Here is a 23,319-nt window from a genome sequence, read left to right as displayed (position 1 = left end):
GGATTTTAAATGAATAAAACAAGACTGGCAGCAGCATTTACCTTATCGGCTTTGACCCTTTCTGTGGCACAGGGTGCCCAATATAGAATTGTCGAGCTTGAAGTGAGCAACAAAGGGCAAAACACCTTTCCCATTGCTATTAACGCAAGTGGCGAAATAGCTGTCAACGTTGCCACCCCCTACAATCCGCCCATTGATGAATCGTTAATCGATTTTGAGCTGCAAGTCTTAATTGACAACTTAACGGATATAGAAGCGGCCAAGATTGGCAATTATAACGATGCCGATTACGCATTTTTATATAGCTTGATCGCTAGTAATCGTGAAAACTTGACGGTTCAACAGCTTGCCCAAACACAGGCCTATTTGGTAGATAACAGTTCAAGCAACTTTTTACCAGGTTTTGACCAGTTGGACGATAGCAATACCTATAGTTTCAGTAACGATACTACAGTACGAGCGGTTAATGATCTTGGCAGCTCAGTAGGCACCAGTTTTGATTTGTTTTACACTCTGGATTATACCCTTGAGGATGGGACAGGCGTTACCTATGTGGTGAACGACTTTTACTCCCGAGCTTTTGCCCAGGTCAATGGTACCACCGTGGAATTGCCTCCCATAGACGAAACCGCGGGCGGTAAAAGTGTAGCTTACGATATCAATACTAGCAATCAGGTGGCCGGATACAGCACCTCATTGTTGAATTCTGCCACATTACAAACGTCGATCGATACTTGTGAGGATGATGCCACTCGTCCCGATGAGCCCATTGAAGTCTGTTTACGCAAACTTTTTTTGTTTGCAAATACCAGTGGTGCTAAAACATTGGAATTTAGTTTTCAACGCCGGGGAACAATCTGGCAATTGGACAACCAAGGCAACATCATCAGTACCAAAGAATTAGGTCTGCTTTATACCCCAGAGGAAGATGATACCGCTAATTATTTTAGCCGGGCGGTTGCCATCAATGACAGTGGTGTGGCGGTGGGAGATTCCCAGGATGAGCTGCGGGATACTGGCGTTATCCGCACATTTGCAGCGATTTTCAACGGTGATGATGTCAAACCTATTACTGACGAGAATGAATATTTCTCAAGCACCGCTACCGATATTAATAATGCTGGGCTAGTGACTGGCTACGGTTATAAAACGGTAAACGGCACCACCCGCAGCAAGTTTTTTGTGCATGACGTCAATACTGATGAGACAGTCTATCCTTCAGACTTTTTCCGGGGCTCGTCAAGCGTTGCTAACGGGATAAATAACGCCGGCATGGTGGTAGGCAAGGGGGAAGTGGGTAACTCTATCTCAAATCGTAGAAGCGAAGCTTTTCTATATAACCATGATACTGCGGCGTTTCAGAATCTAAATACCTTAGTCGAATGTCATTCCGCTTATACCCTGGTGGATGCTGCGGCGATTAACGACTCAAACGTAATTGCTGCCTCCGCGCTCATACGTAGCCCGTTGCAAAATATTTTAGGGCAAAATATCGTTGATGCTAATGGCGATGAAGTTTTAACGGATAAAGTGGTTGCCGTGCGTCTGGAACCCATACTTGGGGGCACTATTGATGACTGTGGCCCAGACCCAGACGGAGATATTAATAACGATCGTAAAGGCGCCGGCTTGGGTTTCCTAAATATCTTAGGTTTGTTATTGGTAGGTTGGCGCCGCAGATCCTAAGTGCTCAAGTTATTTTTTAAAGCCCGTTATAACGGGCTTTTTTGTTTGCCCAGCGAAGCTGGCAAACCCGTCCATTTGAAAGATAGTGGAGTCACCCTGACTAAGGGGAAGATAATCTGAATGGCAAGTGCGTCACTGGCTAACGGTGGGGTGTGAAGTAAGCCATAGGAAGTTAGCGATACACAGCGTAAGCGAACCTAGCACGCGATGTTAGTTGTCATAATGATGTTGTGTCACAAATTAAGGTGATATGAAGTATGCAGGAGCCGTGTACGAGGTCCGTACGTTCGGTTCTGTGAGAGGGATGAGGCATAAGCCTCACCCTACTCGATATGGGGGTAAATAGCGGTTTATTACAAAATGGTCTTAAATAACGATTCAATATGTTAAATACGTTTATAGGTTAAATTAGCTTAGTTTCAGTTACTTAGTATCTATCAAAGCCTAATTTGAGGAAATGTTATTGAACCAAATGAGTAGAACCCCTATCTCTATCTGGGTGTTCACCCTGAGCACGGTTTAAATTATGTCATTAAAGGAAACTCAATGAAGAGACAAAAGAGAGATAAACTTTCCAGAGCGCATTCCAAAGGTTACCAAGCAGGCATTTGTGGACGATCGAAAGAGCTATGCCCTTTCCAGGCTTCAGAGGCCAGATCTGAATGGTTAGGGGGGTGGCGAGAGGCCATCGGAGATCGAAATATAGGTCTGAACACCAGATAAATTTTAAGCCCCTTACGGGGCTTTAGTTTTATTAAGGAGTTAGAAATTACTGGTATCCTGGAATAAGCCAACTTTTAAGTCTTTTGCGTGATAAATCGCCCGTCCGTCTACAGATACAGTGCCATCACCTAGCCCCATATATAACTTACGTTTAATAACCCGTTTCATATCAATACGGTAAGTTACTTTTTTGGCCGTAGGTAATATCTGTCCGGTAAATTTCACTTCACCTACACCCAGGGCGCGACCTTTACCCGGGCCACCACACCAACCTAAAAAGAAACCGACGAGCTGCCACATGGCATCCAGGCCCAAGCAGCCCGGCATTACCGGATCACCTGGGAAATGGCAGGCAAAAAACCACAAATCAGGATTGATATCCAGTTCGGCGATGATTACGCCTTTGTCATGTTCCCCACCAGATTCTGAAATCTCAATGATGCGATCCATCATCAGCATATTCGGTGCGGGTAATTGGCTGTTTCCAGGACCAAATAACTCACCTCGACTACAGGCTAATAGATCTTCTCTTGTGAAACTGCCTTTTTGTATTGTCATAGTATTCCGAATCTATTTTCTCAAAGGGCGTAATTTAGCGAACACTTGTACGCTAAACAACTCTGAACAGTGATTTATTTACATCACGGGCTGAGTAATAGATTATAGCGCAAAGTGTTCAAGGTCGAATTTTATAAACTGATGATATCGAAATGAAAAATGTAAAAATGCAGGCGAACGCCGAAAAACAGCGCCGCTTCCGTGAACGCCAAAAACAGCTAGGCAAGCGGCAGGTCAGAGGATACGTGACCCAGCAAGCTATGCAGAGTTACCAGGAGATAGCTGACAAAACCGGCTGGACCGACAGTGAAATACTGTCTAATGCGTTACGCATAACCTACGCGGCATATAAATGCGGCCAAATAAAGTTGCTTAACGAGTGGTTAAAAGATCATGAAAAATAATTTAGCCCCTAAGGTGGGTAACGCCGGTGATTTGTCTTAAATGATGCGGCGGATTTTTGAATTAGATGTGTTTCGGGGAACGGCCATCGTTCTAATGGTGATTTTCCACTTCTGTTTTGATTTAGCCGTTTTTGATTATGCCGATTTTAATACTGCTGGCGATATACATTGGCGTGTTTTTAGAGCAGTTATCGTCAGCGGGTTTCTATTGGCTGTTGGCATGAGCAGCTACATTGCTTATTCAAAACGAATCATCTGGTCTAAATTTTTTCGTAGTCTGGGTTTGTTGGTTTTATCCGCCTTGGGCATAACAGTCGGCAGCCTGTTGATGTACCCGGATAAATGGGTTTATTTCGGGATCCTGCATTTCATCGCATTATCTTTATTGTTTTCAGTATGGTTTGCCAGGTTACCAAAAGTATCCCTGGCAGTGGGGGTATTAATGCTCAGCGCCTATTTAGGCTGGGGCGTCGATCTTTATCCCTTATGGAAATGGGCCGTTGAGCACTTGTCTATACCCGAACGCTCAGTAGATTTGGTGAGTTTCATCCCATGGTTTGGTGTGGTGTTGATAGGCATTTATATTATGTATAAAAATATGTTTGGTTTGTGTTTTAGCCACAATAGGTTAAGTGGGGCGCTCGGATATCTGGGACGCCACTCACTTATTATCTATTTAATACACCAACCTATCTTATACCTCGGTTTCAGCTTGGTGGAAGTCTCTGTTGGCTGACGCCCCGAACACATCATTGCCAAGTCTTGCGCTGTTATCGTCTGTCAAAGACAGCACTTTTTAAATTTTTTACCACTGCCGCAAAGACATTCGTCATTTCTGCGTTGCTGGTACGGGCCTGAATCGGCATAAATTTCACCGGCAGTGTAACGCCAATTAGCATCTTGTTGGCAAAACTGCGAGCGCTCATGCAATTTGAATAATTGCTTATCGAACTGATAAAACGCATTGAATTCCACTTCGCCAGTGTCTTGGCTGGTCATTGTGTTAATTACTTCGAGTCGTAGCCATTTAGTGTTGCCGGCATCTTCCTGAATATCATTGAGGTTTAGCAAATTGCGCGGGGTTAAGGCATAGGTTGCCAATACATACTCGAAATACCTACCAGCGTAAGCGCTGTATCTGGAGCGCATAAGGATTTCAGGTGTACTGGCTTGCCGTTTACCTGTTATAATCGGCAGACAACAGGCTGAAAAGGGGTGGTCGTAGCCGCAATAACACGGAAAATCATTATTCATATCTACCTGGAGTATCATCTTGGCGTTCGTCAAACTAGAGCCGATCATACACTGGCATTAGAGTAAATCCAGCTTGATAAACACAAAAGCTTTTATAAACGTTATCCAGCCCTAGTCATTTAACCATGGGCCCTTAATAACTTCAGCGCGTTGGGCTTGGTTAAGTGAAATATTAACCAGCACCACATTATGGATAACACATAGTTGCATGATGCGCGCCTTGCTTATTTCATCCAAGTCTAATTGCTCAACAAATAACATTGCACATTGACCGGCACAAATTATTTTTTCTATCCACTGGGCAAGGTCTGCTTTTCTAGGCTTTTTCAACTGGATCACGTGTGCCTGCTGCGCACAAAAAACCAGGTTATTAGCAATCACATAAGTCCATTTGTGTTGCTCGTTGGCTAAAAATAAACTAGCTAAGCGTCCCTGGTTATAGATAGAGACATTATCTAGTTTGTTAGTCAATCTGGTATTCGAGAATGCATGTAGACTTGCCATAAGTTGCTCTTTAGCTGATGTTATATACAGTGGTTGGGTATACACTAGTACTGTATATAAATACATGCAAGTTTTTTTTGTTATTTTTGCCTCTTTTTTGTCCAATGCATAAACGGGCGCAATAACTTTTGCCGTCTGAAATACAATACAAACCCTACTAGGGCCCAATACAAAAGTGGCTGACTTATGGCCGACTTAACCGACCATATATAGTGTAAGGCAATTAATATCACGGCCAAATAAACCCAGTTATGCAGCTTCTGCCAATTAGACTTCAATTTGCGCTGTGCACTTTTAGTCGACGTCAGAGTCATTAATAACAGTATGACAAAGGCGCTAAAACCCACTGTAATATATGGCCGCTTAATCACTTCTGAAACTATTAGACGCCAGTCCAGTTGTAGTTCGAATAAGACGTAGCTACTCACATGGGCCAGGGCATAAACGAACGCGTAAACCCCCAGCAGTCGTCTGACATTGAGCAATAATCCTTGTCTGAGAATTTTGGCCATTGGCGATATGCATAGGGAAATCAGCAGTAAGTTAAATGCGCTGATACCGGTGAAGTGCAAAAGCGCCTCGACCGGATCGGCCCCGAGTTGATCGTTAAATGCCCGGTAATAGGTCACGAGTAGGGGGGGCAGCGCGCTAAGATGAATACACACCTTAAACCACTGAATATGTTTCAAAGTGAGTCTAGTTTTAATTAGCATGTAAACAGGTCTTGTTGGCAGAAAATTAACCCTAAATAGATCCACCTGATCTTTAGAAGCTTTTGGATAAGTTCATGCCTGCGTATAGTGAGGCCACTTGTGAATAGCCGTTAAACAGTTGGGTAGGAATACGGTTTCGGGTAAATATACCACCAGAGGTGATACGTCTTTCACTGGCCTGGCTCCATCTGGGATGGTCTACGTGGGGATTTACATTGGCGTAAAAACCATATTCGTTGTTAGCCAATTTGTTCCAGGAGGTGGCCGGCTTTCGATCGGTCAAATGAATACGAGTGATAGACTTGATACTCTTAAAACCATATTTCCAGGGTACAACTAAGCGTATCGGGGCGCCGTTTTGCGCTGGTAAAGTCTTGCCATACAGTCCTACTGACAGCAGGGTAAGAGGATGACTCGCTTCGTCTATGCGCAGACCTTCCTCATAGGGATAATCTATACCGCCACCGGCAAAGGCATTACGTTGTCCGGGCATTTGTTTGGGATCGTGCAGGGTTTGAAAGGCCACATATTTAGCCGAGCTCAAGGGACTGGCCTTGGCTAGCAGCTGAGCCAACGGAAAGCCAATCCAAGGGATAACCATGGACCATGCTTCAACGCAGCGCAGCCGGTATATACGTTCTTGCAAATCAAACTGTTTGTATAGGTCTTCGTAACCCAATTTATATGGCTTTTCAACTAAGCCATCTATGCTCAGTGACCAGGGGTCCACATCAAATTGCTGGGCATTATTAAGGGGGTCGGTTTTGCCAGTACCAAATTCATAAAAATTATTGTGGCTGATAATTTTTTCTTCCGGGGTCAGGCTATCGCCGGATAGGGCAGTGGTGGCTGGCTGATAATCCAATGCTCGGGTTTTAAATTTGATCTCGTCATCATCAAAAAAACCGGCCTTTGCCCCCGGACTGGCCAGTAACGCCGCCGCGCCCAAAAATCCCATACTCTTGAGAACCTGCCGTCTTTGCCAATACACGGCTTCATCTGTCACCTGACTTTCGTTTTCGGCACTTGCATTGGGAGTTTTGATCAACATAATAAAGTCACTTCCGCTTGGTCGCATTTTCTTTCAGTAATAAGGACAAGGTTGGCCTTGCATTAATTTCATCACTTTTTTATCACGACTGTTACTTCACTTTGGAAATCAGTGAAATGCTAGCTTTATATAGTAATACTGTCGTGGCCACCATTGCTTTTGGGCGTAAATAAATTGTTGTACAAACGTGACGCGAATTCATCTGTCATACCAGAGATATAATCACAGATGACGCGGTGACCGTTTTGCACTTTTTCAGCCTCTAACCAGCGTTGCCGGGTATTTTCAGGTAGCAATCGCGCCGGATCTGAGGCAAAGGCTTCGAATAATTCCATTACCACTTGTTGCCCCTTGTATTCCAACAATTGAATGTCCGGTTTGCGGATCACCCTTTGATAGACAAATCGTTTAAACACTGACAATGCCTGCTGATAGGTCGCAGGAAAGATGGCGTTATATTTGAGTAAGTCTTGGTCGAAAGCCGCATTGGTTCGGTTAATTTCTATATTAGTAATAAAACAATTGACCAGGGCGCCAATGGCATCTTTGCGTTCGTGATGATGGCGACTGAAAAGCTTATGGGATAAGGGGGCTATCTTGTTGGCCAACCAACATGGCTTTAATTGGGAAACGGGCTCAACCACTTCCGTCTCAAACTGCTGACGATTAACAATGCCCATAACAATAGCGTCTTCCAAATCATGGATCCCATAGGCAATATCATCGGCCAATTCCATGATCGAACAATCGAAGGATTTAAAACGGGTTTTATGATGATTATTTGGCAGTTCGGCGCTGCTGTATTGCATGAAGTGCGCTCTGTCATCGGTTGTCATGGGCTCAAGCAACCACTCAAACATTTCAGCGTCGCAATTATAAAGCCCTTTTGGGGGATGCCAATCGTTGGCTTTAATTTGGCGATGGGGTACGGAAAACTGTTCTAAGGGCGATAAACCGTTTGGGGGGTTCTCCTTGGTGTTTAGACTTTGAATATAATTGGGGTATTTCACCAGACCCAGTAGGGTGCGACGGCATAAGTTCATGCCATGATCTCGGGTGTAGGGTTCCAGCTTAGTGACAATCCGAAACGTCTGGCCATTGCCCTCAAAACCACCGTGATTACGCATCATATAATGTAAAGCGATTTCACCACCGTGGCCAAATGGAGGGTGACCAATATCATGGGCTAAACATAAAGCTTCAATTAAGGTGTCATTAAGGTCAAGTTGTTCGGTCAATTGCGGTTGTTTGCTGCGCAATTGGGCTGCAATGCCCTGTCCGATTTGCGATGCCTCCAAAGAATGGGTCAACCGGGTACGATAAAAGTCACTCATACCCACCCCCAGAACCTGGGTTTTGGCCTGTAATCGACGAAAGGCAGCGGAATGTAAGATACGGGCTTTGTCTCGTTGAAATACTGAACGATGATCCCCGTCTCGCTGAACTTGTTGGCCGAAACACCGGTCTGACCACTTTGAATTTTGCTGCATGGGTATTAACCGCCTTGTGTTGGTGAAAATAGTAGGGAAACTGTTTTTTCTGCTGTGTCTAAACTTTAATATTCTTCCGAACTAATTTCATCCAGGCTGAGGCTAAAACTGGGCACGTAGGCACCCATAAAATAATCCACTTCCGCCGATTGGTAATCTTCAAGAATCTTAACTAAACGTTTGCGGGCGGGTTCAAATTCATGATTACCTGCAGACAATTCTTCCAGTGTTTTCAGATAGGCGCAAATGACGTCGGCGGCTTTGATGATAAAGGCTTCATCTTGACTATGGTGGTGATGGTTGATCAACTGAGCATAATCTTCCCTGAAATCCCCAGGGGTCATATCGATCAATTTCTGTTCGGCGATTTTTTCGATCTTTTTGTATTCAGCCTGAATAGCCGGGTTGTAATACTTGACCGGTGTCGGCAGGTCGCCTGTTAGAACTTCTGATACGTCGTGAAACAAGGCAATGGTTGCTATCTTGAAAGGATCCAGCTGCCCGGCAAAATACTTATTGCGAATTAACGCCAATGAATGCGCCACCATGGCCACTTGCAGGCTGTGCTCTTGCACATTTTCCGTTCGTACATTGCGCATTAACGGCCAGCGAGTGATGAGTTTCATACGAGACATATGTGCGAAAAAATGACTTTTATTTGGTGCAATACTCATAACTAACTAGTCTGCCTGTCGGTAATATTTAAAGAAGTTTTCAATTTTTTTTATGGCCGGCTCAAGGACATCCACATGGGGTAAAAACACCAACCTGAAGTAGCAGCCCCCGGCCAAATTGAAGGCCTTGCCGTGCACTAATAATACTTTTTCCTGTCGTAACAAATCGAGGATCATTTGTTCATCGCTGGTGATATTAAATTTTTTCGCATCCACCTTGGCAAAACAGTACATGGCACCATTGGGGATGACACATTCGATACCATCAATTTCATTGAGCATCCTGCTGGCCAGATCCCGTTGCAGTTTTAAGCGCCCCCCTTGAGCTGTCAGATCATTGATGCTCTGGTAACCTCCCAAAGCCGTTTGGATAGCGTGTTGACTGGGTACATTGGCGCACATTCGCATCGACGACAGGATATTTAAGCCTTCAATGTAATTCTCAGCCATGAGTTTATTACCACTGACCACGAACCAGCCAGCTCTGAACCCCGCCACCCGGTAATTTTTGGAGAGGCCACTAAAAGTGATAAAAAACACGTCATCTGCCAGGGCTGCAATACAGTGATGCTGGGCATCGTCATACAATATTTTGTCGTATATCTCGTCACTAAAAATGATCAACTGGTGTTGGCGGGCAACCTCGATCACTTCCAGTAACAAGGCCTTTGAGTACACCGCACCTGTGGGATTGTTGGGATTGATCAGCACTATGGCCTTGGTGTTTGATGTGATCTTGGACTTGATGTCCTCAATATCCGGCTGCCAGCCAGCTTGTTCGTCACAGCGGTAATGCACCGGTGCACCAGAGGCTAAACTTACGGCTGCTGTCCACAGCGGGTAATCCGGACTAGGTAACAGCACTTCGTCACCGGTATTGAGCAAACCCTGCATGGTCATGACGATAAGCTCGCTCACGCCGTTACCGACATATACATCATCCACTGATACATGGCGGATATTTTTCTGTTGGTAGTATTGCATTATCGCCACCCGTGCCCCGTAAATGCCGTTGGCATCTGAGTAACCCTGGGATTGGGGAAGATTGTGGATCACGTCTTTGAGTATGTCGTCAGGTGCGTCGAAGCCAAATGGCGCAGGGTTGCCAATATTTAATTTTAAAATGCGATGCCCTTCGTCTTCCATCATTTTCGCCTGTGCCAGGATAGGACCGCGAATGTCGTAACACACGTTTTCTAATTTGTTAGATTTATTTATTTTTCTCATTGCCATTACAAGTCACTACCACATGTTTCACAGGGTAATACAGCTAGTCTGTTAGTGTTAAGTCATTATTCTATTTTGCTATTATTTTTTGTGAAAATGTTGGCTAACATCTTCTTACAGTCTCAAATTGTACATTTAGGCTAATAAACGCTAACAATACCTAAAATGAGCAGGAGATTGAGATGCCAATACCCTTAATGTGGCTGGGGGCAGCCGCTATCTGTGCGGGCGTTAAATACGCCGATAAACGTCATAGTGCTATGACCGCAGAAGCTGTTGCACCGGTTGACGGAGCAATTGTTAGCTGTGGCATCTTTGGTGTGTTTGAACATACCGCTATCTGGTTAGACGGCGATATCATTGAACTTAAGGGCAACGGCTTGATCTGGGCAATCTCTCCGGCGCGATTTGTGGCCCAGCGCAGCGGTGAATTGATTTCTGTGGCCTGCAATGAAAAAGGTGAACCACTGGTTGCTGCACAAGCAGTCATGCGAGCAGTGACACAGCTTTATCAATATAGTGAGTACGATGTATTCAAAAACAACTGTCATAGATTTGTCTGGCAATGTATCAGCGGCAATAATGAACCCCTGACACGTTTCAGTGACTTACATAAACGGTTAGAGAAACATTTTCACTGTCAGGTAAATTGGCCAAGGGCCGAGTTAGGGCCACGGCTAGCGCATTTTAATGCCAGATTCTAAAAGGGTTGAGCGATAATCATCATCAAGCCCAGCCATTTTCTTTTTAGCTGCCATGCTAGCGACTTTTGTTTCATCTTGTTTGAACAAGGCCATCGCTATTTTCCTCATCACATTGAAGGCCAGTGCTCCTTGCCCTTTGCGGATACGTGATTCGTCTTCTCTGAACGTCATATCCAAGACCCAATGCATACTCTCAACTTGCCAATGACTTCGGACACAATTCAAGGCCTGCTCGGCGTTTAAACCTAAAGAGCTCAGGTACCAGCGTGTTTCGACACTATCTGTACTTGTCGATTTATCATGCACCTCTGACGTCACTTGAATAACGCTTTTTAGACCGCGCCATTGATATTTTTTATCCAACCAATTGTGATTAATAAGCAGTTGTTGGCATGTTCTGCTTTCAATGCGCCCATGTCCTGTATTGATTTCTGTATGGGTCGAATAAACCTTATCTGATAATCCCTCTCGCACACATCTATGCCACCATGCGGCTAACTCCGCCTGCATACCTGAGTGGTTTCCTTTGAGCGCTAAGATATAATCAGCTTTTTGTTTAATCACTTGCTGGGCGATTTCACGCTGACACCCCATTGCATCGAGTGTAATAATGCTGTTTTCAATATCGAGCATTGCCAGCAATTCAGGGATGGCGGTGATTTCATTGGTTTTGTTGTCTACTGCTACTTGCCCTAGCACAAGCTGATGCTCACAACTCCATGCACTGACGGTATGCAGTGCATTTTTTCGCTCTTTTGTGCAAAAAGAGCGTCGTGCGGTTTTACCGTCAATCGCAATCACACCACAACCCGTATCTTCAACAAGCGATGATATCCATGTTTGGAAGGCTTTCTCTATTTCATCCGATTTTAACCGGCATATCACCCGTGCAATCGTATCATGCCGTGGGATACCTGCTTTAAATGGACGATACTTGCGAAGCCAATCTAGCTTGAGATGACCAAAGTTTTCAATGTCTTCCCAGCCCTCACTGCCTGACATAACGGCGCTAATAGCCAGTAGCAAAATGTCGAGTAAGTTATGTTTTTTACAGCGTTCAATTCGTGGATCAGAAATAGAGGAGAAGTGTTTCAGAAAAGTAGAGCTCATTATGATGACCGAGGTAGATATTATGCCTCGATCTGATCACTACTTTTTCTAAAGGTTCAATTTATAATGATCTTGCCGTGGAGTTAGGGCCGTGGATACGCTGACTGCACAGAAATGACGATAAAAGTATGCCTGCGCATATTTAGACCTGACATTCCGTTGATATGGGCTTACGCTTAACAGGCACATGTTGGCAGTGTTAGGCGTTAATTCATTTTTGTTAATTGGAGTACATCTATGTCGCAACCTTTTAAACAAGCCCCCCAAAATGCCTTTACCGATAGTCGTATTGCCCGGGTTATTCCCTGTAAGCAGTTATCGATGTCCGATCCACTCAGGTGGCTTAAACTGGGAGTTAAAGATGCACTGGGCGCGCCTATGTTAACTTTGTTTTTCGGTGTGGTATTTGCCGCCGTCCCCTGGTTTATTACCTACTTAGTCAGGTTGACTGGGTGGCATCTGGTGATTTTGCCTGCGATTGTGTGTTTTATGCTGCTAGGCCCTTTTCTCGCTGCGGGTTTGTATGATGTGAGCTGGCAGTTGGGTAGAAAACGAGCCCCTTCTATTTTGCATAGTATCAAGGCCATACAACGTAATGCTGTGAATGAGTGGGGATTTGGCATCTTGTTGATGGTACTGATGATTTTTTGGTTAAGGATCGCCTCGGCGATCCATGTCTTATATCCGCCTTATCTGGACGAAAATTTTGAAAATTTGATGCCGTTCTTAGCTCTGGGTACCGTTGTCGGCGCTGGCTTTACCTTACTAGTGTTTTTTATCAGTGCCTTTACCCAACCGATTTTAATGGAACGTAAAGTCGATTTGGCAACGGCGGTATTGACCAGTATGAATGCGGTTTGGAGCAATAAACTGCCCATGTTGTTCTGGGCGGTTATCATTTTGCTTTTTGTATTACTGGGATTTGCCACTGGCTTTATCGGATTTGTGGTATTGATGCCGATTATCGGTTACGCCACCTGGCATGGATATATTGATACTATTCAAGTCAAGCGCCTAAGGGATTATGAATAATAACCGTTTAGCTGGCTTAGCATCTTCCGGGCTTTTTTAGCTGTGCCCTGGTAGATGTGTGCCCGTATTCCCGGAAGATTAGGCAACAATCAGTGCGGCGTTACAACCCTTAAAAAGGGAATGCCATTTCTCGCGTGTTGTGCCAGGCTCTGACTTCCTGCACAAACTCTGACCCTGCATTTTGAGGTCACTTGGGTATGAGCATCATGTTTTCATCTGAATATTAGAATGACTGTCCCACCTTTGTGGTTTTTCGAATCTAAATTGGCAAGGTTCTATCCTAATATATGCTCTAGCATTAACACTTAAGCAACAATTTTTAAACATTGGCTCTGGGTCAATGTTTTCATTTTAGGGGTTACAGGTGAAAGACAGAAATCATCTCTCAAATATCGGCTTGAGCCATAACGTCAACATCATTGACAATGGCCTGGTGGATATTCCGATGTTGCAGATGCTGCAAAGCGATGGCACTGCGCACAGCAGCGCCCAACTACCCAATATGGAAAAAAGCACTGCGCAAAAGATATACCAGACTATGCAATATGTGCGGATCCTGGATGAGCGTATGGTCGCCGCTCAGCGACAAGGCAGGATAAGCTTTTATCTGGCGTGTACCGGCGAAGAGGCCTCTACAGTTGCCAGTGCGGCGGCTTTGGCGCCGCAAGACATGATCATGTCTCAGTACCGAGAGCAGGGTGCTTTAGCGTATCGCGGTTACACCACCACCCAATTTATGAACCAGATGTTTAGCAACAAACTGGATCCCAATAAAGGACGTCAAATGCCGATCCACTATGGGGATAAAGCGCTGAATTTTATGACCATATCATCACCGTTAGGGACTCAGATCCCTCAGGCTTCGGGTTATGCATACGGACAAAAGATGGCAGGTAATGAAGCGATCACCATATGTTATTTTGGTGAAGGGGCGGCATCTGAAGGAGACTTTCATGCGGGTTTGAATATGGCGGCGGTACTTAAGTGTCCGGTGATTTTTTTCTGTCGTAATAATGGTTACGCCATTTCTACTCCGGCAGAAGAACAATTTGCTGGAGATGGCATCGCCTCCCGAGGGATTGGTTATGGCATAAAGACCATTAGAGTGGACGGCAATGATGTTTTAGCCGTCTACGCCGCGACCCAACATGCTCGGAAAATTGCCCTGGCCGAGAATTGTCCGGTATTGATTGAAGCTATGACCTACCGCCTGGCGGCGCATTCAACATCAGATGATCCTACCGGCTATCGTTCCAAAGACGAAGAGCAGAAATGGCGGGACAAAGATCCTGTGTTGCGCATGGCCAACTGGATGCACAGTCAAGATTGGTTAGACGATGAAGAAAATAACAAATTTGTCGAGCGAACCCGACAAGAGGTACTGGCTGAAATGAAACAAGCCGAGAAAGTAGATATTTGTGACATCGATGAGATTGTCAATGATGTGTATGATACGCCGCCCTGGCACCTACGTCAGCAACTCAAAGAGCTTAAGAGTCATATCAGTCAGTATCCTGATGCTTATCCGAAGACATCCGGGAGACTTGGCAATGAGTAAAATGAATATGTTGCAGGCGGTTAACGCTGCCCTGATCACGGCCATGAATGACGATGAAAAAGTCATGGTATTTGGCGAAGATGTAGGTCATTTTGGTGGCGTATTCAGAGCCACCAGTAACTTACAACAAAAATTTGGCAAAGGCCGCTGTTTTAATACACCTTTGACCGAACAAGGAATAATAGGATTCGCCAACGGTTTGGCCTCACAAGGCTCTGTGCCTGTGGCGGAAATTCAATTTGGCGATTACATTTTCCCGGCCTTCGATCAAATACTCAATGAAACGGCGAAATTCCGCTACCGCTCAGGAGGTCAATTCACCTGTGGCACCTTAACCATCCGTACCCCATACGGTGGGGGAATTGCGGGTGGTCTTTACCACTCACAATCACCAGAGGCCTTTTTTGCTCATATACCCGGGATGAAAATCGTGATCCCTCGTAATCCCTATCAAGCCAAAGGGCTGCTGCTGGCGTCAATTCGCGACGATAACCCGGTGTTATTTATGGAGCCCAAAAGATTGTACCGGGCCTCAGTAGGCGAAGTGCCCGACGAAGATTATCAACTTCCTCTGGGAAAAGCTGAAGTGGTAAAAGAGGGTACGGATATCACGCTGCTGGCTTGGGGCGCACAAATGGAAATCTTGGAAAAAGCCGCTGATATGGCCCAAAACGATGGTATTTCCTGTGAAATCGTTGATTTACGCAGCATTTTACCTTGGGATGCCCAAACTGTTAGCGAGTCGGTGATGAAAACCGGCAGGTTGTTGATCAATCATGAAGCACCTTTAACCGGTGGTTTCGCCAGTGAAATTGCTGCCACAGTTCAGGAACGCTGCTTTTTGCACCTGGAATCCCCTATACAGCGGGTGTGTGGTTTAGATACCCCTTACCCCCTGGCCCATGAAAAAGAATATATGCCTGATCACCTTAAAACCTACGAAGCGATTAAACGTTGCGTAAATTTCTAACCAGTATTTGGAGAGTGGGATTATGAAAGATTTTATTTTGCCGGATATTGGTGAAGGTATAGTGGAATGCGAGTTACTCGAATGGCTGATTAACGAAGGGGATGTGATAGTTGAAGACCAGCCCGTGGCCGAAGTTATGACAGATAAAGCGACAGTACAGATACCCGCTATGTATTCAGGCGTGGTTAAAAAACTCTACTACCAGGCGGGTGATATTGCGGCTGTGCATTCCCCTCTCTTTGCCATGCAAATAGAGGGGCAAGAAGAGCCCGTGCCAGCCGAAAAATCAGCAACAACAGTCAGCAAAGCACAAGATACTCAAAACCTGACTCAAGCTGGGAATTCGACATTAGAAGAATTCATCTTACCTGATATAGGGGAAGGCATAGTAGAGTGCGAACTGGTTAAATGGCTGGTTGGGGAAGGGGATGATATCCACGAAGATCAACCGGTAGTGGAAGTGATGACAGACAAGGCCCTGGTTGAAATTCCGGCTAAACATTCGGGCAAAGTTATCAGCTTATTTTATCAACAAGGGGATATTGCTAAAGTGCACACACCTTTGTTTAGTATGCGCGTGGTCTCTGATAGTAGCGATCCAGTGACAAAGGACAGCCAGGTCAATGTAACGACTAGTCAGTCACTGCAGGATCAGGCTCCAGCAATCCCCCACAGTACAATTAATGCTAAACGAACGGGTAAGGCCCTCGCCAGTCCCGCGGTGCGGCGTTTGGCCCGTGAGCTGGATATTAATCTGGCTAATATTACAGGCAGTGGTGACAAAGGCCGGGTACTGAAATGTGATTTGCCAAGCAAAACACAAGTGAATACCTCTGTTTCTGGAGACGGACAAGCTAAGGAGTCGTCTAGACCCGCGGCTGTACAGCAATCAATGGGTGATCGTACTGAACGCATCTCGGGCATAAAAGCAGCAATGGCCAGACAGATGAGCCACGCCGTGGCAACTATTCCGCACTTTACCGTGAGCGAGGAAATTCAACTCGACGCTTTAATTGCCTTGCGTGCTCAGTTAAAAGACGAGTTTGCTCTTCAGGGAGTAAAGCTTAGTTTTATGCCGTTTTTCATTAAGGCTTTGTCAATGGCGCTGAAACAATTTCCCGTTATTAACAGCCAGGTCAACCAGGACTGTTCTGAACTGACCTACTTTGCCAATCACAATATTGGTATGGCGGTGGATGGTAAGTTAGGGTTGATGGTGCCTAATATTAAAGGTGTACAAAACCTCTCTTTGCTGGAAGTTGCCCAGCAAGCCAATACTTTGATTGACCAGGCTCGCCAAGGGAGATTAAAAAGCGCCGATCTACGTGGCGGTACTATCAGTATCTCCAATATAGGAGTATTAGGTGGGACAGTGGCCACACCTGTGATCAACCATCCAGAGGCGGCGATAGTGGCCTTGGGTAAAATCCAGCGTTTGCCTCGGTTTGATGAACAGGATCAGGTCAAAGCAGTTAATATTATGCAAATAAGCTGGTCAGGAGATCATCGCATTATTGATGGAGCGACTATGGTTCGTTTTAATAATGTCTGGAAAGGTTACCTGGAACAACCCTTAACTATGCTGACAACCTTGCGATAAGCAAAAAGGGCTAACATAGCCACACCATTAAACGCCAAACAACCCGCTTAATGCGGGTTTGTTTTTGCTTATATTCGGTGTTCACGGGTAAACTAGGGCCTTATCCTTTTTTGTTGTAAATCATTTTGCCAGGAGCAGGCTACTTGTTTAGTTACCGCCACAGTTTTCACGCCGGAAATCATGCAGATGTGCTAAAGCATATATGCCAAATGTTGATCATTGAAAAACTTAAGAGCAAAGCCAAGGGTTTTGTATATATCGACACCCACAGTGGGGCCGGTATTTATGATCTGGACGCCGTTGAAGCACAAAAAACGCTGGAATATCAACAAGGCATTGCCCGGCTCACGGATTACAGCGGTGATAATAAAGCCATTTTAGCCTACCAGGCACTCACCGCTAAATACCTCAAACATAATCAATACCCCGGCTCGCCGGAGATTGCCCATGCTTTACTGCGCCCCCAAGACAATTTGCAGCTCATGGAGTGGCACAATCAGGAAGTGCTTAACCTCAAGCGCAATTTAAGAGCTAGCCATATAGCGATACATCATAGAGATGGCAATGAGGGGCTGGTGGCCATGACACCGCCTAAACTCGCCAGAGGCATGGTGTTAATAGACCCCTCTTATGAGTCGTCCGAGGACTATCAACAAGTGGTAGCCACCGTCAGTAAAGCCTATAAAAAGTGGCCTACGGGTATATATGCTATCTGGTACCCGCTGTTGCTAAAACGCGGCGCAGGGCACGGCGAGGCCCGGCAGCGTGATGTTGTGCAATCTGATCGTTTCGAAGCGGCGCCAAGCAAACAGGGCAAAAGCCAGGACATGCTTGAACAACTTAAGTTACAGGGTTTCAAAAATTTATTAAGTGTTGAACTGAATGTGCAAGATGAAACTCGGGACGAGGGCATGTATGGCTCGGGAATGGTCATCATAAATCCGCCTTGGCAACTGGATGAACAACTCAGCGCATGTTTACAAGACCTGGTACCTCTTTTGGCTCAGTCGCCTAAGGCCAAAGGCACAGTTAACTGGCTTGTTGGGGATGAATAGCCCGACTCGGCGCTAATTATTATGTCTGTACAAGCCAACCTAAAACATTTTTATATCCCTGACGAGCAGTCCATTTATCTGTTGTCACACAAGGATGCCCAGAAACTAAAAGACTGGATTAAATTGTGTACTGAGCAACTTGAGTTATTGGGGTATAGAAACATTGAAATGATAGGCAAAGGTGCATTCGGTTTCGCGTTTGCCGGAATTTTTCCCCGGGTGGATCAGGCTATACCGGCGGAGCTGGTGTTCAAGTTTTCGCGAATTAATTTACCCCAGCATGTTCAGGACAGATTAGAAGAAGAGGCACATATGCTGAGTCATGTCTTGCATACTCATGTGCCCGCGCTGATAGAATTTCAATACATAAAAAAACAGGCCATTCTGGTGATGCAGCGGGCCAAAGGCAGAGATTTGGAACGGATCTCACTGGAGTACGGCCCCCTTAGTCCGCGTTTAGTGGTAAAGATTGCGGCGCAATTGGCGGACATTTTGCTGACATTGAGAAACTACCAGGAAAATGGCCAAGCCAAACCCATAACACACGGTGATATTAAACCTTCCAATATCGTCTTTGATCCTCAAAGTGAGGAAATTGGCTTGATTGATTGGGGCTCATCTGTGTTTGCCCAATTAGATGAAAATGGCCAGTTTATGGGCAACAATGTCATGGATTTGATGTCCAGTGACATGCAGCAAACCAATGCCCGGTTAGGCGATATCTATTTTATCGGGCAAGAGCAGCTAAACGGCGAGTTATCATCGCCTAGATTTGATGAGCAGGGCCTGGCCAGTACCCTATATGCATTAGCTTCGGGGCAATCGAGCCGTTTTGGCGCCCAAGTTATCCGGCCGAATGCCCTGGGGTTACCTATAGAATTGGCGCATACGTTGAGCGCTATGCTCAGCAATGATCCCCAGATACGTCGCCAGGGCGGGGACTATTTTATTCACAATATGCAATTTATGAAAAATCTGGTGTTTAAGGATGGCGATCCTGTTCCCCAAGCCGCGCTAGTTCCTACTTGGTGTCATCAAAAGAGCAAGGAAATCGATACGGTAGTCTACAGCTCCCGCAAATCATTTTTGCGTGTGGAGTCTGACCAAAGCCCACAAGAACTGCATTATATAAATGATGCTCAGTTTGAGCGTTATTACAAAAACTATTTACAAGGCATGGGCGAAACAGAAAAAGCGTTTATTTCAGAAGTCAGTCGTCTGGGTAAATACCCTGTAGTGGGTGGATTAGCGGTGCGCTGGGAGGCGAAGGGTGTCTATATCGACTCTAGTTTGAACTTATATGATCCGGCACTCAAACGTTCCTTTGATGCAACCGTAAATAATGTCATCAGCCTGGCTCGTTCAATTCACCGGGTAGGTGTATTCAAAAGCTGTATGTTTAACGCTAGGGATACCTTACATATTGAACGTGAAAACGAGCAAGAGTGTTTTATTGCTCCAGGTGGATTAAACATTGCCTATGATTTAAACCATATTTCGTTAACCGAAGACGAAAGTCGTATGCATTCCTATTTTGAAGACGGTGACGATCCCGATGAGTTGTTAACTCTACCAGACCCCTTGATGACCATTATTCGCCAGTTAAATTGTATTCACCATACGGGTTGTATTATTTTTGAAGCTTTACCTACTCACCTGAAAATCCACAGTTACTTTACCCTGCTGGATCACACCATGGAGATGGAATTTAAAAGCTTACTGCAGGACATTTTGGATTTAATACCAGAAATTCAAGGGCTTGGTTTATCAGGTTTTATGAAGTTACCCTATAAAGACACCCGATTTTTTGAGCATCAAGCGCATTTACCTGATAAGTTTTACCCTAGAAATCCACACACGAGTTAATATTCGTATAATTTTTGATTGTTTTGGGACCCTATGACAGATATTAAATTAGTAGATTTGCTCACATTGGAAAAAATTGAGCAAGGTTTGTTTCGCGGACAAAGCTGGGATTTGGGTTTTCGGGCACTTTTTGGTGGACAAGTGATGGGCCAGGCCTTAGCGGCTGCACAGTTAACCCTACCCGAAGGCCGGGTAGCGCACTCTTTCCATTCCTATTTTTTACTCCCTGGTGATGCTAAAAAACCAGTGGTTTTCGACGTGCAAACGGTGCGCGATGGCCGCAGTTTTTCTACCCGGCGTATAAAAGCTATCCAAAATGGCCGCAATATTTTTTATATGACGGCCTCATTTCAACAACCAGAACAAGGGCTTGAACATCAATTCGCCCAAATGCCCGACGTGCCACCACCTGAGTCAATTGAACCTGACACCATGTTTGATGAGTTATCCAAAGACAGTCTGTCCTTGAGAATGCGCGAAGCAATCGGTTACCATAAACCCATCGATATGCGCACCGTGCAGCATATCGATATTGTCAATCCCGGTATTCAGGAGCCGACCCGTTATATTTGGATGAAAGCACAAGAGTTGCTTTCAGGCAATATCTCTCTGAATCAAGCGATGTTGGCCTATGCCTCGGATTATCATTTTCTATCAACCGCTACCCAGCCACATGGTTTATCGGTACGGGATAAAAATTTGATTATGGCGACTATCGATCATGCCATGTGGTTTCATCACCCGTTTGATTTTGATGATTGGCTACTGTACTGCGCCGAAAGTCCCTTTAGTGGTGGGGCCAGAGGCCTGGTTAGGGGGCAGTTTTTTAATCGCCAAGGCAAGCTGGTAGCATCTACCATGCAAGAAGGCTTGATACGTAAGATAGAGGATTAGACATGGTTTATACACTAGGTGATAGTCAAGTTACTCTAGGGGAAAACGTTTTTATTGCACCGGGTAGTCATGTCATTGGTGCAGTGCATTTAGCAGACAATAGCAGTGTGTGGTTTAACGCCGTATTACGGGGTGACTGCGACTTAATTTCAATCGGCGAAGACAGTAATATTCAGGATGGTTCAATTTTACATACGGATTTTGGTGTGCCCCTAATAGTGGGTAAAGGTGTCACAGTGGGCCATAAAGTCATGTTGCATGGCTGCGAAATTGGTGACTACACCCTGGTTGGTATTAACAGTGTGATCCTCAATGGAGCGAAAATCGGTAAATACTGCGTGATAGGAGCTAATAGCCTGATCACAGAAAATATGGAAATCCCAGATGGATCACTAGTGATGGGCTCGCCGGCCAAGGTAGTGAAACCCATCGCCCAAGAGCACAAAGAAATGCTGCGTAAATCTGCTCAGCACTATGTAGATAACGCCCAGCGGTTTAGGCGTGAACTCAAACCTGTGGCCGAATAAAGATTGTGCGATAAAAAAAACTCGGATCATGACTGATCCGAGTCTTGGGGAAGGGCTCCATGGTAGAGCCGTGCGCTAACTGTTACCTATCAACTACAGAATAATAAGTGTAGAACAAGTTGTTTAGAAAACTAATTTTTTTACTCAAAGAAAGATTTCTTATTAAAAACAACATTTTAGCTTTAATTATTAGCGGCAAAAATGTGCTGCATACACAGCTTTTCCAGGTGTTATGCACCGCTTATGCACAGGTGGTTCGCGTAAATCAGACACTCACCACAACCATTTTAGTTGCCAGGGAATAGATAGCTGAACATTCAGCTAATCTATGTCCAACATCCTGCTCTTGTTGCCAAGTCTGATATCTGTAAGATTGTTGTCTATTGATGTTGTCTGTTTTAAGGAATTTTATGCAAACCAAATTTCACTCTTTTATCCCCCCGGTCAGAACCTTAATGGGCCCAGGCCCGTCAGACGTGGATCCCCGCATACTCAGTGCCTTAGCTCGTCCGACTGTCGGCCATCTTGATCCTAGTTTCATCGATTTAATGGATGAGATCAAAACCCTGCTGCAATATGCCTTTCAAACCAAAAACGAACTGACCATGCCGGTTTCGGCTCCGGGGTCGGCTGGCATGGAATCTGTATTTGTCAATCTAGTCGAGCCAGGTGATAAAGTGGTTGTTTGTCAAAACGGCGTGTTTGGTGGCCGCATGCAGCAAAATGTGCAGCGCTGTGGCGGCCAAGCCATTATGGTTCAAGATACCTGGGGTGAGCCAACGGATTTAAACAAGCTGGAACAAACCTTAAAAGCTCACCCTGATACAAAAATTGTCGCCTTTGTGCATGCCGAGACCTCTACTGGTGTGCGTAACGATGCCCATGGGATTTGTGCCCTGGCAAAACAATATCATTGTTTGACCATAGTCGATGCGGTGACGTCACTTGGAGGCATTGAGCTGGATGTGGACGGTTGGCAAATTGATGCTATTTATTCCGGTACACAAAAATGTTTGTCCTGTGTGCCAGGGTTATCTCCGGTGTCATTTAGCGAAACGGCAATAGCAGTGATCAAATCCCGTAAGTCTGCCGTGCAAAGCTGGTTTTTAGATATGGAATTGGTGATGGGCTATTGGGGTCAGGGTAACAAACGCGCTTACCATCACACCGCACCGGTTAATAGTTTATATGCCTTGCATGAATCATTGATTATTTTACACGCCGAAGGTTTAGAGCAGGCCTGGCAGCGACACGCCAGATTGCATCAGGCCCTTAGAACCGGTTTAACCGCATTAGGCCTAGATTTTGTGGTAGCACCCGAGTATCGCTTACCGCAATTAAATATGGTTAGGATCCCTGAAGGGGTGGACGAGGCAGCTGTCCGGCAGCAACTTTTAAGCGAATTCAATTTAGAGATTGGGGCGGGATTAGGTACCTTGGCGGGTAAAGTCTGGCGTATAGGATTGATGGGGTATGGCTGCAACCAGAAAAATGTCGATTATTGCATCAGCTCGTTGAAATCTGTGTTGGAGCGTTGAGTAGATAACCGCAAATCAGGCCGTTTATGTAGCTGCCTGGTTTGCAAACTATTTTGAAAACGTCTAACGCATGACTGTGCGTTTCAGTCATTTAAAACCGACCTTCCACAGGGTTTTTATCTTCCCGGATTCAAATAGTAAGTGCATAACTTGTTTTGGCTAGATTAAGTGCTCAATTACT

23 protein-coding genes are annotated in these 23,319 nt (G+C 45.2%); 14 read left to right on the top strand and 9 right to left on the bottom strand.

Annotated elements, in window-relative coordinates:
* The first annotated feature begins 9 nt into the window (after positions 1-9).
* Both AC3RV5_RS12295 and rmf read left to right on the top strand, forming a co-directional pair.
* A complete protein-coding gene (locus AC3RV5_RS12295) occupies positions 10-1,686 on the top strand; it encodes a DUF3466 family protein (protein ID WP_489727942.1) in 1,677 nt (558 codons plus the stop codon).
* Positions 1,687-2,232: 546 nt separating this feature from the next.
* The gene (gene rmf / locus AC3RV5_RS12290; protein ID WP_489727941.1) at positions 2,233-2,409 is read left to right on the top strand and encodes a ribosome modulation factor; all 177 of its coding nucleotides are present in this window, start codon (positions 2,233-2,235) and stop codon (positions 2,407-2,409) included.
* A gap of 39 nt (positions 2,410-2,448) precedes the next feature.
* Here the strand turns inward: rmf and fabA are convergent, their stop codons facing one another.
* Positions 2,449-2,967 carry a 3-hydroxyacyl-[acyl-carrier-protein] dehydratase FabA gene (fabA, locus tag AC3RV5_RS12285; protein WP_489727940.1) on the bottom strand — a complete coding sequence of 173 codons (519 nt, stop codon included), beginning with the start codon at positions 2,965-2,967 and terminating at the stop codon, positions 2,449-2,451.
* 152 nt (positions 2,968-3,119) lie between these two features.
* Here fabA and AC3RV5_RS12280 point away from each other — a divergent pair, with 152 nt between their 5' ends.
* On the top strand, positions 3,120-3,371 hold the full coding sequence (locus tag AC3RV5_RS12280) for a RepB family protein (protein ID WP_489727939.1): 252 nt from the start codon (positions 3,120-3,122) through the stop codon (positions 3,369-3,371).
* A gap of 40 nt (positions 3,372-3,411) precedes the next feature.
* Complete coding sequence (locus AC3RV5_RS12275) at positions 3,412-4,107, top strand: heparan-alpha-glucosaminide N-acetyltransferase (protein ID WP_489727938.1); 696 nt, start codon at positions 3,412-3,414, stop codon at positions 4,105-4,107.
* 44 nt (positions 4,108-4,151) lie between these two features.
* On the opposite strand, the gene AC3RV5_RS12270 is transcribed toward AC3RV5_RS12275, so the two are convergent.
* From AC3RV5_RS12270 to AC3RV5_RS12240, 7 genes are all read right to left on the bottom strand, one after another.
* The gene (locus AC3RV5_RS12270; RefSeq protein WP_489727937.1) at positions 4,152-4,625 is read right to left on the bottom strand and encodes a YchJ family protein; all 474 of its coding nucleotides are present in this window, start codon (positions 4,623-4,625) and stop codon (positions 4,152-4,154) included.
* Between the two features lie 111 nt (positions 4,626-4,736).
* Entirely contained in the window at positions 4,737-5,129 is a 393-nt protein-coding gene (locus AC3RV5_RS12265; RefSeq protein WP_489727936.1) for a hypothetical protein, read from the bottom strand.
* Positions 5,130-5,209: 80 nt separating this feature from the next.
* A complete protein-coding gene (msrQ, locus tag AC3RV5_RS12260) occupies positions 5,210-5,842 on the bottom strand; it encodes a protein-methionine-sulfoxide reductase heme-binding subunit MsrQ (RefSeq protein ID WP_489727935.1) in 633 nt (210 codons plus the stop codon).
* Positions 5,843-5,894: 52 nt separating this feature from the next.
* Positions 5,895-6,893 (bottom strand): protein-methionine-sulfoxide reductase catalytic subunit MsrP, encoded by a 999-nt coding sequence (msrP, locus tag AC3RV5_RS12255; RefSeq protein ID WP_489727934.1) that lies wholly within the window; start codon positions 6,891-6,893, stop codon positions 5,895-5,897.
* A 125-nt stretch (positions 6,894-7,018) separates the two neighbouring features.
* The gene (locus AC3RV5_RS12250; RefSeq protein ID WP_489727933.1) at positions 7,019-8,383 is read right to left on the bottom strand and encodes an anti-phage deoxyguanosine triphosphatase; all 1,365 of its coding nucleotides are present in this window, start codon (positions 8,381-8,383) and stop codon (positions 7,019-7,021) included.
* Positions 8,384-8,448: 65 nt separating this feature from the next.
* Positions 8,449-9,057: a 5'-deoxynucleotidase gene (yfbR, locus tag AC3RV5_RS12245; RefSeq protein WP_489727932.1), complete on the bottom strand. Its 609-nt coding sequence runs from the start codon at positions 9,055-9,057 to the stop codon at positions 8,449-8,451.
* A 6-nt stretch (positions 9,058-9,063) separates the two neighbouring features.
* A complete protein-coding gene (locus tag AC3RV5_RS12240) occupies positions 9,064-10,284 on the bottom strand; it encodes a pyridoxal phosphate-dependent aminotransferase (RefSeq protein WP_489727931.1) in 1,221 nt (406 codons plus the stop codon).
* A 182-nt stretch (positions 10,285-10,466) separates the two neighbouring features.
* Between AC3RV5_RS12240 and AC3RV5_RS12235 the strand changes: the two genes are divergently transcribed.
* Entirely contained in the window at positions 10,467-10,988 is a 522-nt protein-coding gene (locus AC3RV5_RS12235; RefSeq protein WP_489727930.1) for a hypothetical protein, read from the top strand.
* Here AC3RV5_RS12235 and AC3RV5_RS12230 read toward each other — a convergent pair.
* Positions 10,962-12,098, bottom strand: coding sequence for an ISAs1 family transposase (locus tag AC3RV5_RS12230; protein ID WP_489727929.1), 1,137 nt, complete (start codon positions 12,096-12,098; stop codon positions 10,962-10,964). The genes AC3RV5_RS12235 and AC3RV5_RS12230 overlap by 27 nt on opposite strands.
* 237 nt (positions 12,099-12,335) lie before the next feature.
* Between AC3RV5_RS12230 and AC3RV5_RS12225 the strand changes: the two genes are divergently transcribed.
* The 9 genes from AC3RV5_RS12225 (at position 12,336) to AC3RV5_RS12185 (ending at position 23,138) form a co-directional block, all read left to right on the top strand.
* Entirely contained in the window at positions 12,336-13,130 is a 795-nt protein-coding gene (locus AC3RV5_RS12225; protein WP_489727928.1) for a DUF2189 domain-containing protein, read from the top strand.
* A 364-nt stretch (positions 13,131-13,494) separates the two neighbouring features.
* Complete coding sequence (locus AC3RV5_RS12220; RefSeq protein WP_489727927.1) at positions 13,495-14,688, top strand: thiamine pyrophosphate-dependent dehydrogenase E1 component subunit alpha; 1,194 nt, start codon at positions 13,495-13,497, stop codon at positions 14,686-14,688.
* Complete coding sequence (locus AC3RV5_RS12215; protein WP_489727926.1) at positions 14,681-15,658, top strand: alpha-ketoacid dehydrogenase subunit beta; 978 nt, start codon at positions 14,681-14,683, stop codon at positions 15,656-15,658. Before AC3RV5_RS12220 ends, AC3RV5_RS12215 begins: the two co-directional genes overlap by 8 nt.
* A gap of 22 nt (positions 15,659-15,680) precedes the next feature.
* Positions 15,681-17,258 carry a dihydrolipoyllysine-residue acetyltransferase gene (locus tag AC3RV5_RS12210; RefSeq protein ID WP_489727925.1) on the top strand — a complete coding sequence of 526 codons (1,578 nt, stop codon included), beginning with the start codon at positions 15,681-15,683 and terminating at the stop codon, positions 17,256-17,258.
* Between the two features lie 143 nt (positions 17,259-17,401).
* Positions 17,402-18,313, top strand: coding sequence for a 23S rRNA (adenine(2030)-N(6))-methyltransferase RlmJ (locus tag AC3RV5_RS12205; RefSeq protein ID WP_489727924.1), 912 nt, complete (start codon positions 17,402-17,404; stop codon positions 18,311-18,313).
* 21 nt (positions 18,314-18,334) lie between these two features.
* On the top strand, positions 18,335-20,179 hold the full coding sequence (locus AC3RV5_RS12200) for a protein kinase domain-containing protein (RefSeq protein WP_489727923.1): 1,845 nt from the start codon (positions 18,335-18,337) through the stop codon (positions 20,177-20,179).
* A 33-nt stretch (positions 20,180-20,212) separates the two neighbouring features.
* Positions 20,213-21,073, top strand: coding sequence for an acyl-CoA thioesterase domain-containing protein (locus tag AC3RV5_RS12195; protein ID WP_489727922.1), 861 nt, complete (start codon positions 20,213-20,215; stop codon positions 21,071-21,073).
* A 2-nt stretch (positions 21,074-21,075) separates the two neighbouring features.
* Positions 21,076-21,600: a gamma carbonic anhydrase family protein gene (locus tag AC3RV5_RS12190; protein WP_489727921.1), complete on the top strand. Its 525-nt coding sequence runs from the start codon at positions 21,076-21,078 to the stop codon at positions 21,598-21,600.
* A gap of 410 nt (positions 21,601-22,010) precedes the next feature.
* Positions 22,011-23,138, top strand: a complete 1,128-nt coding sequence (locus AC3RV5_RS12185) for a pyridoxal-phosphate-dependent aminotransferase family protein (protein WP_489727920.1) — start codon at positions 22,011-22,013, stop codon at positions 23,136-23,138.
* The last annotated feature ends 181 nt before the right edge of the window (positions 23,139-23,319 follow it).

It is taken from the genome of Paraglaciecola sp. IT1134, assembly GCF_058068185.1.
The sequence above is the reverse complement of the archived record's forward strand: the minus strand, read 5'-3'. Positions and strand labels throughout refer to the sequence as shown.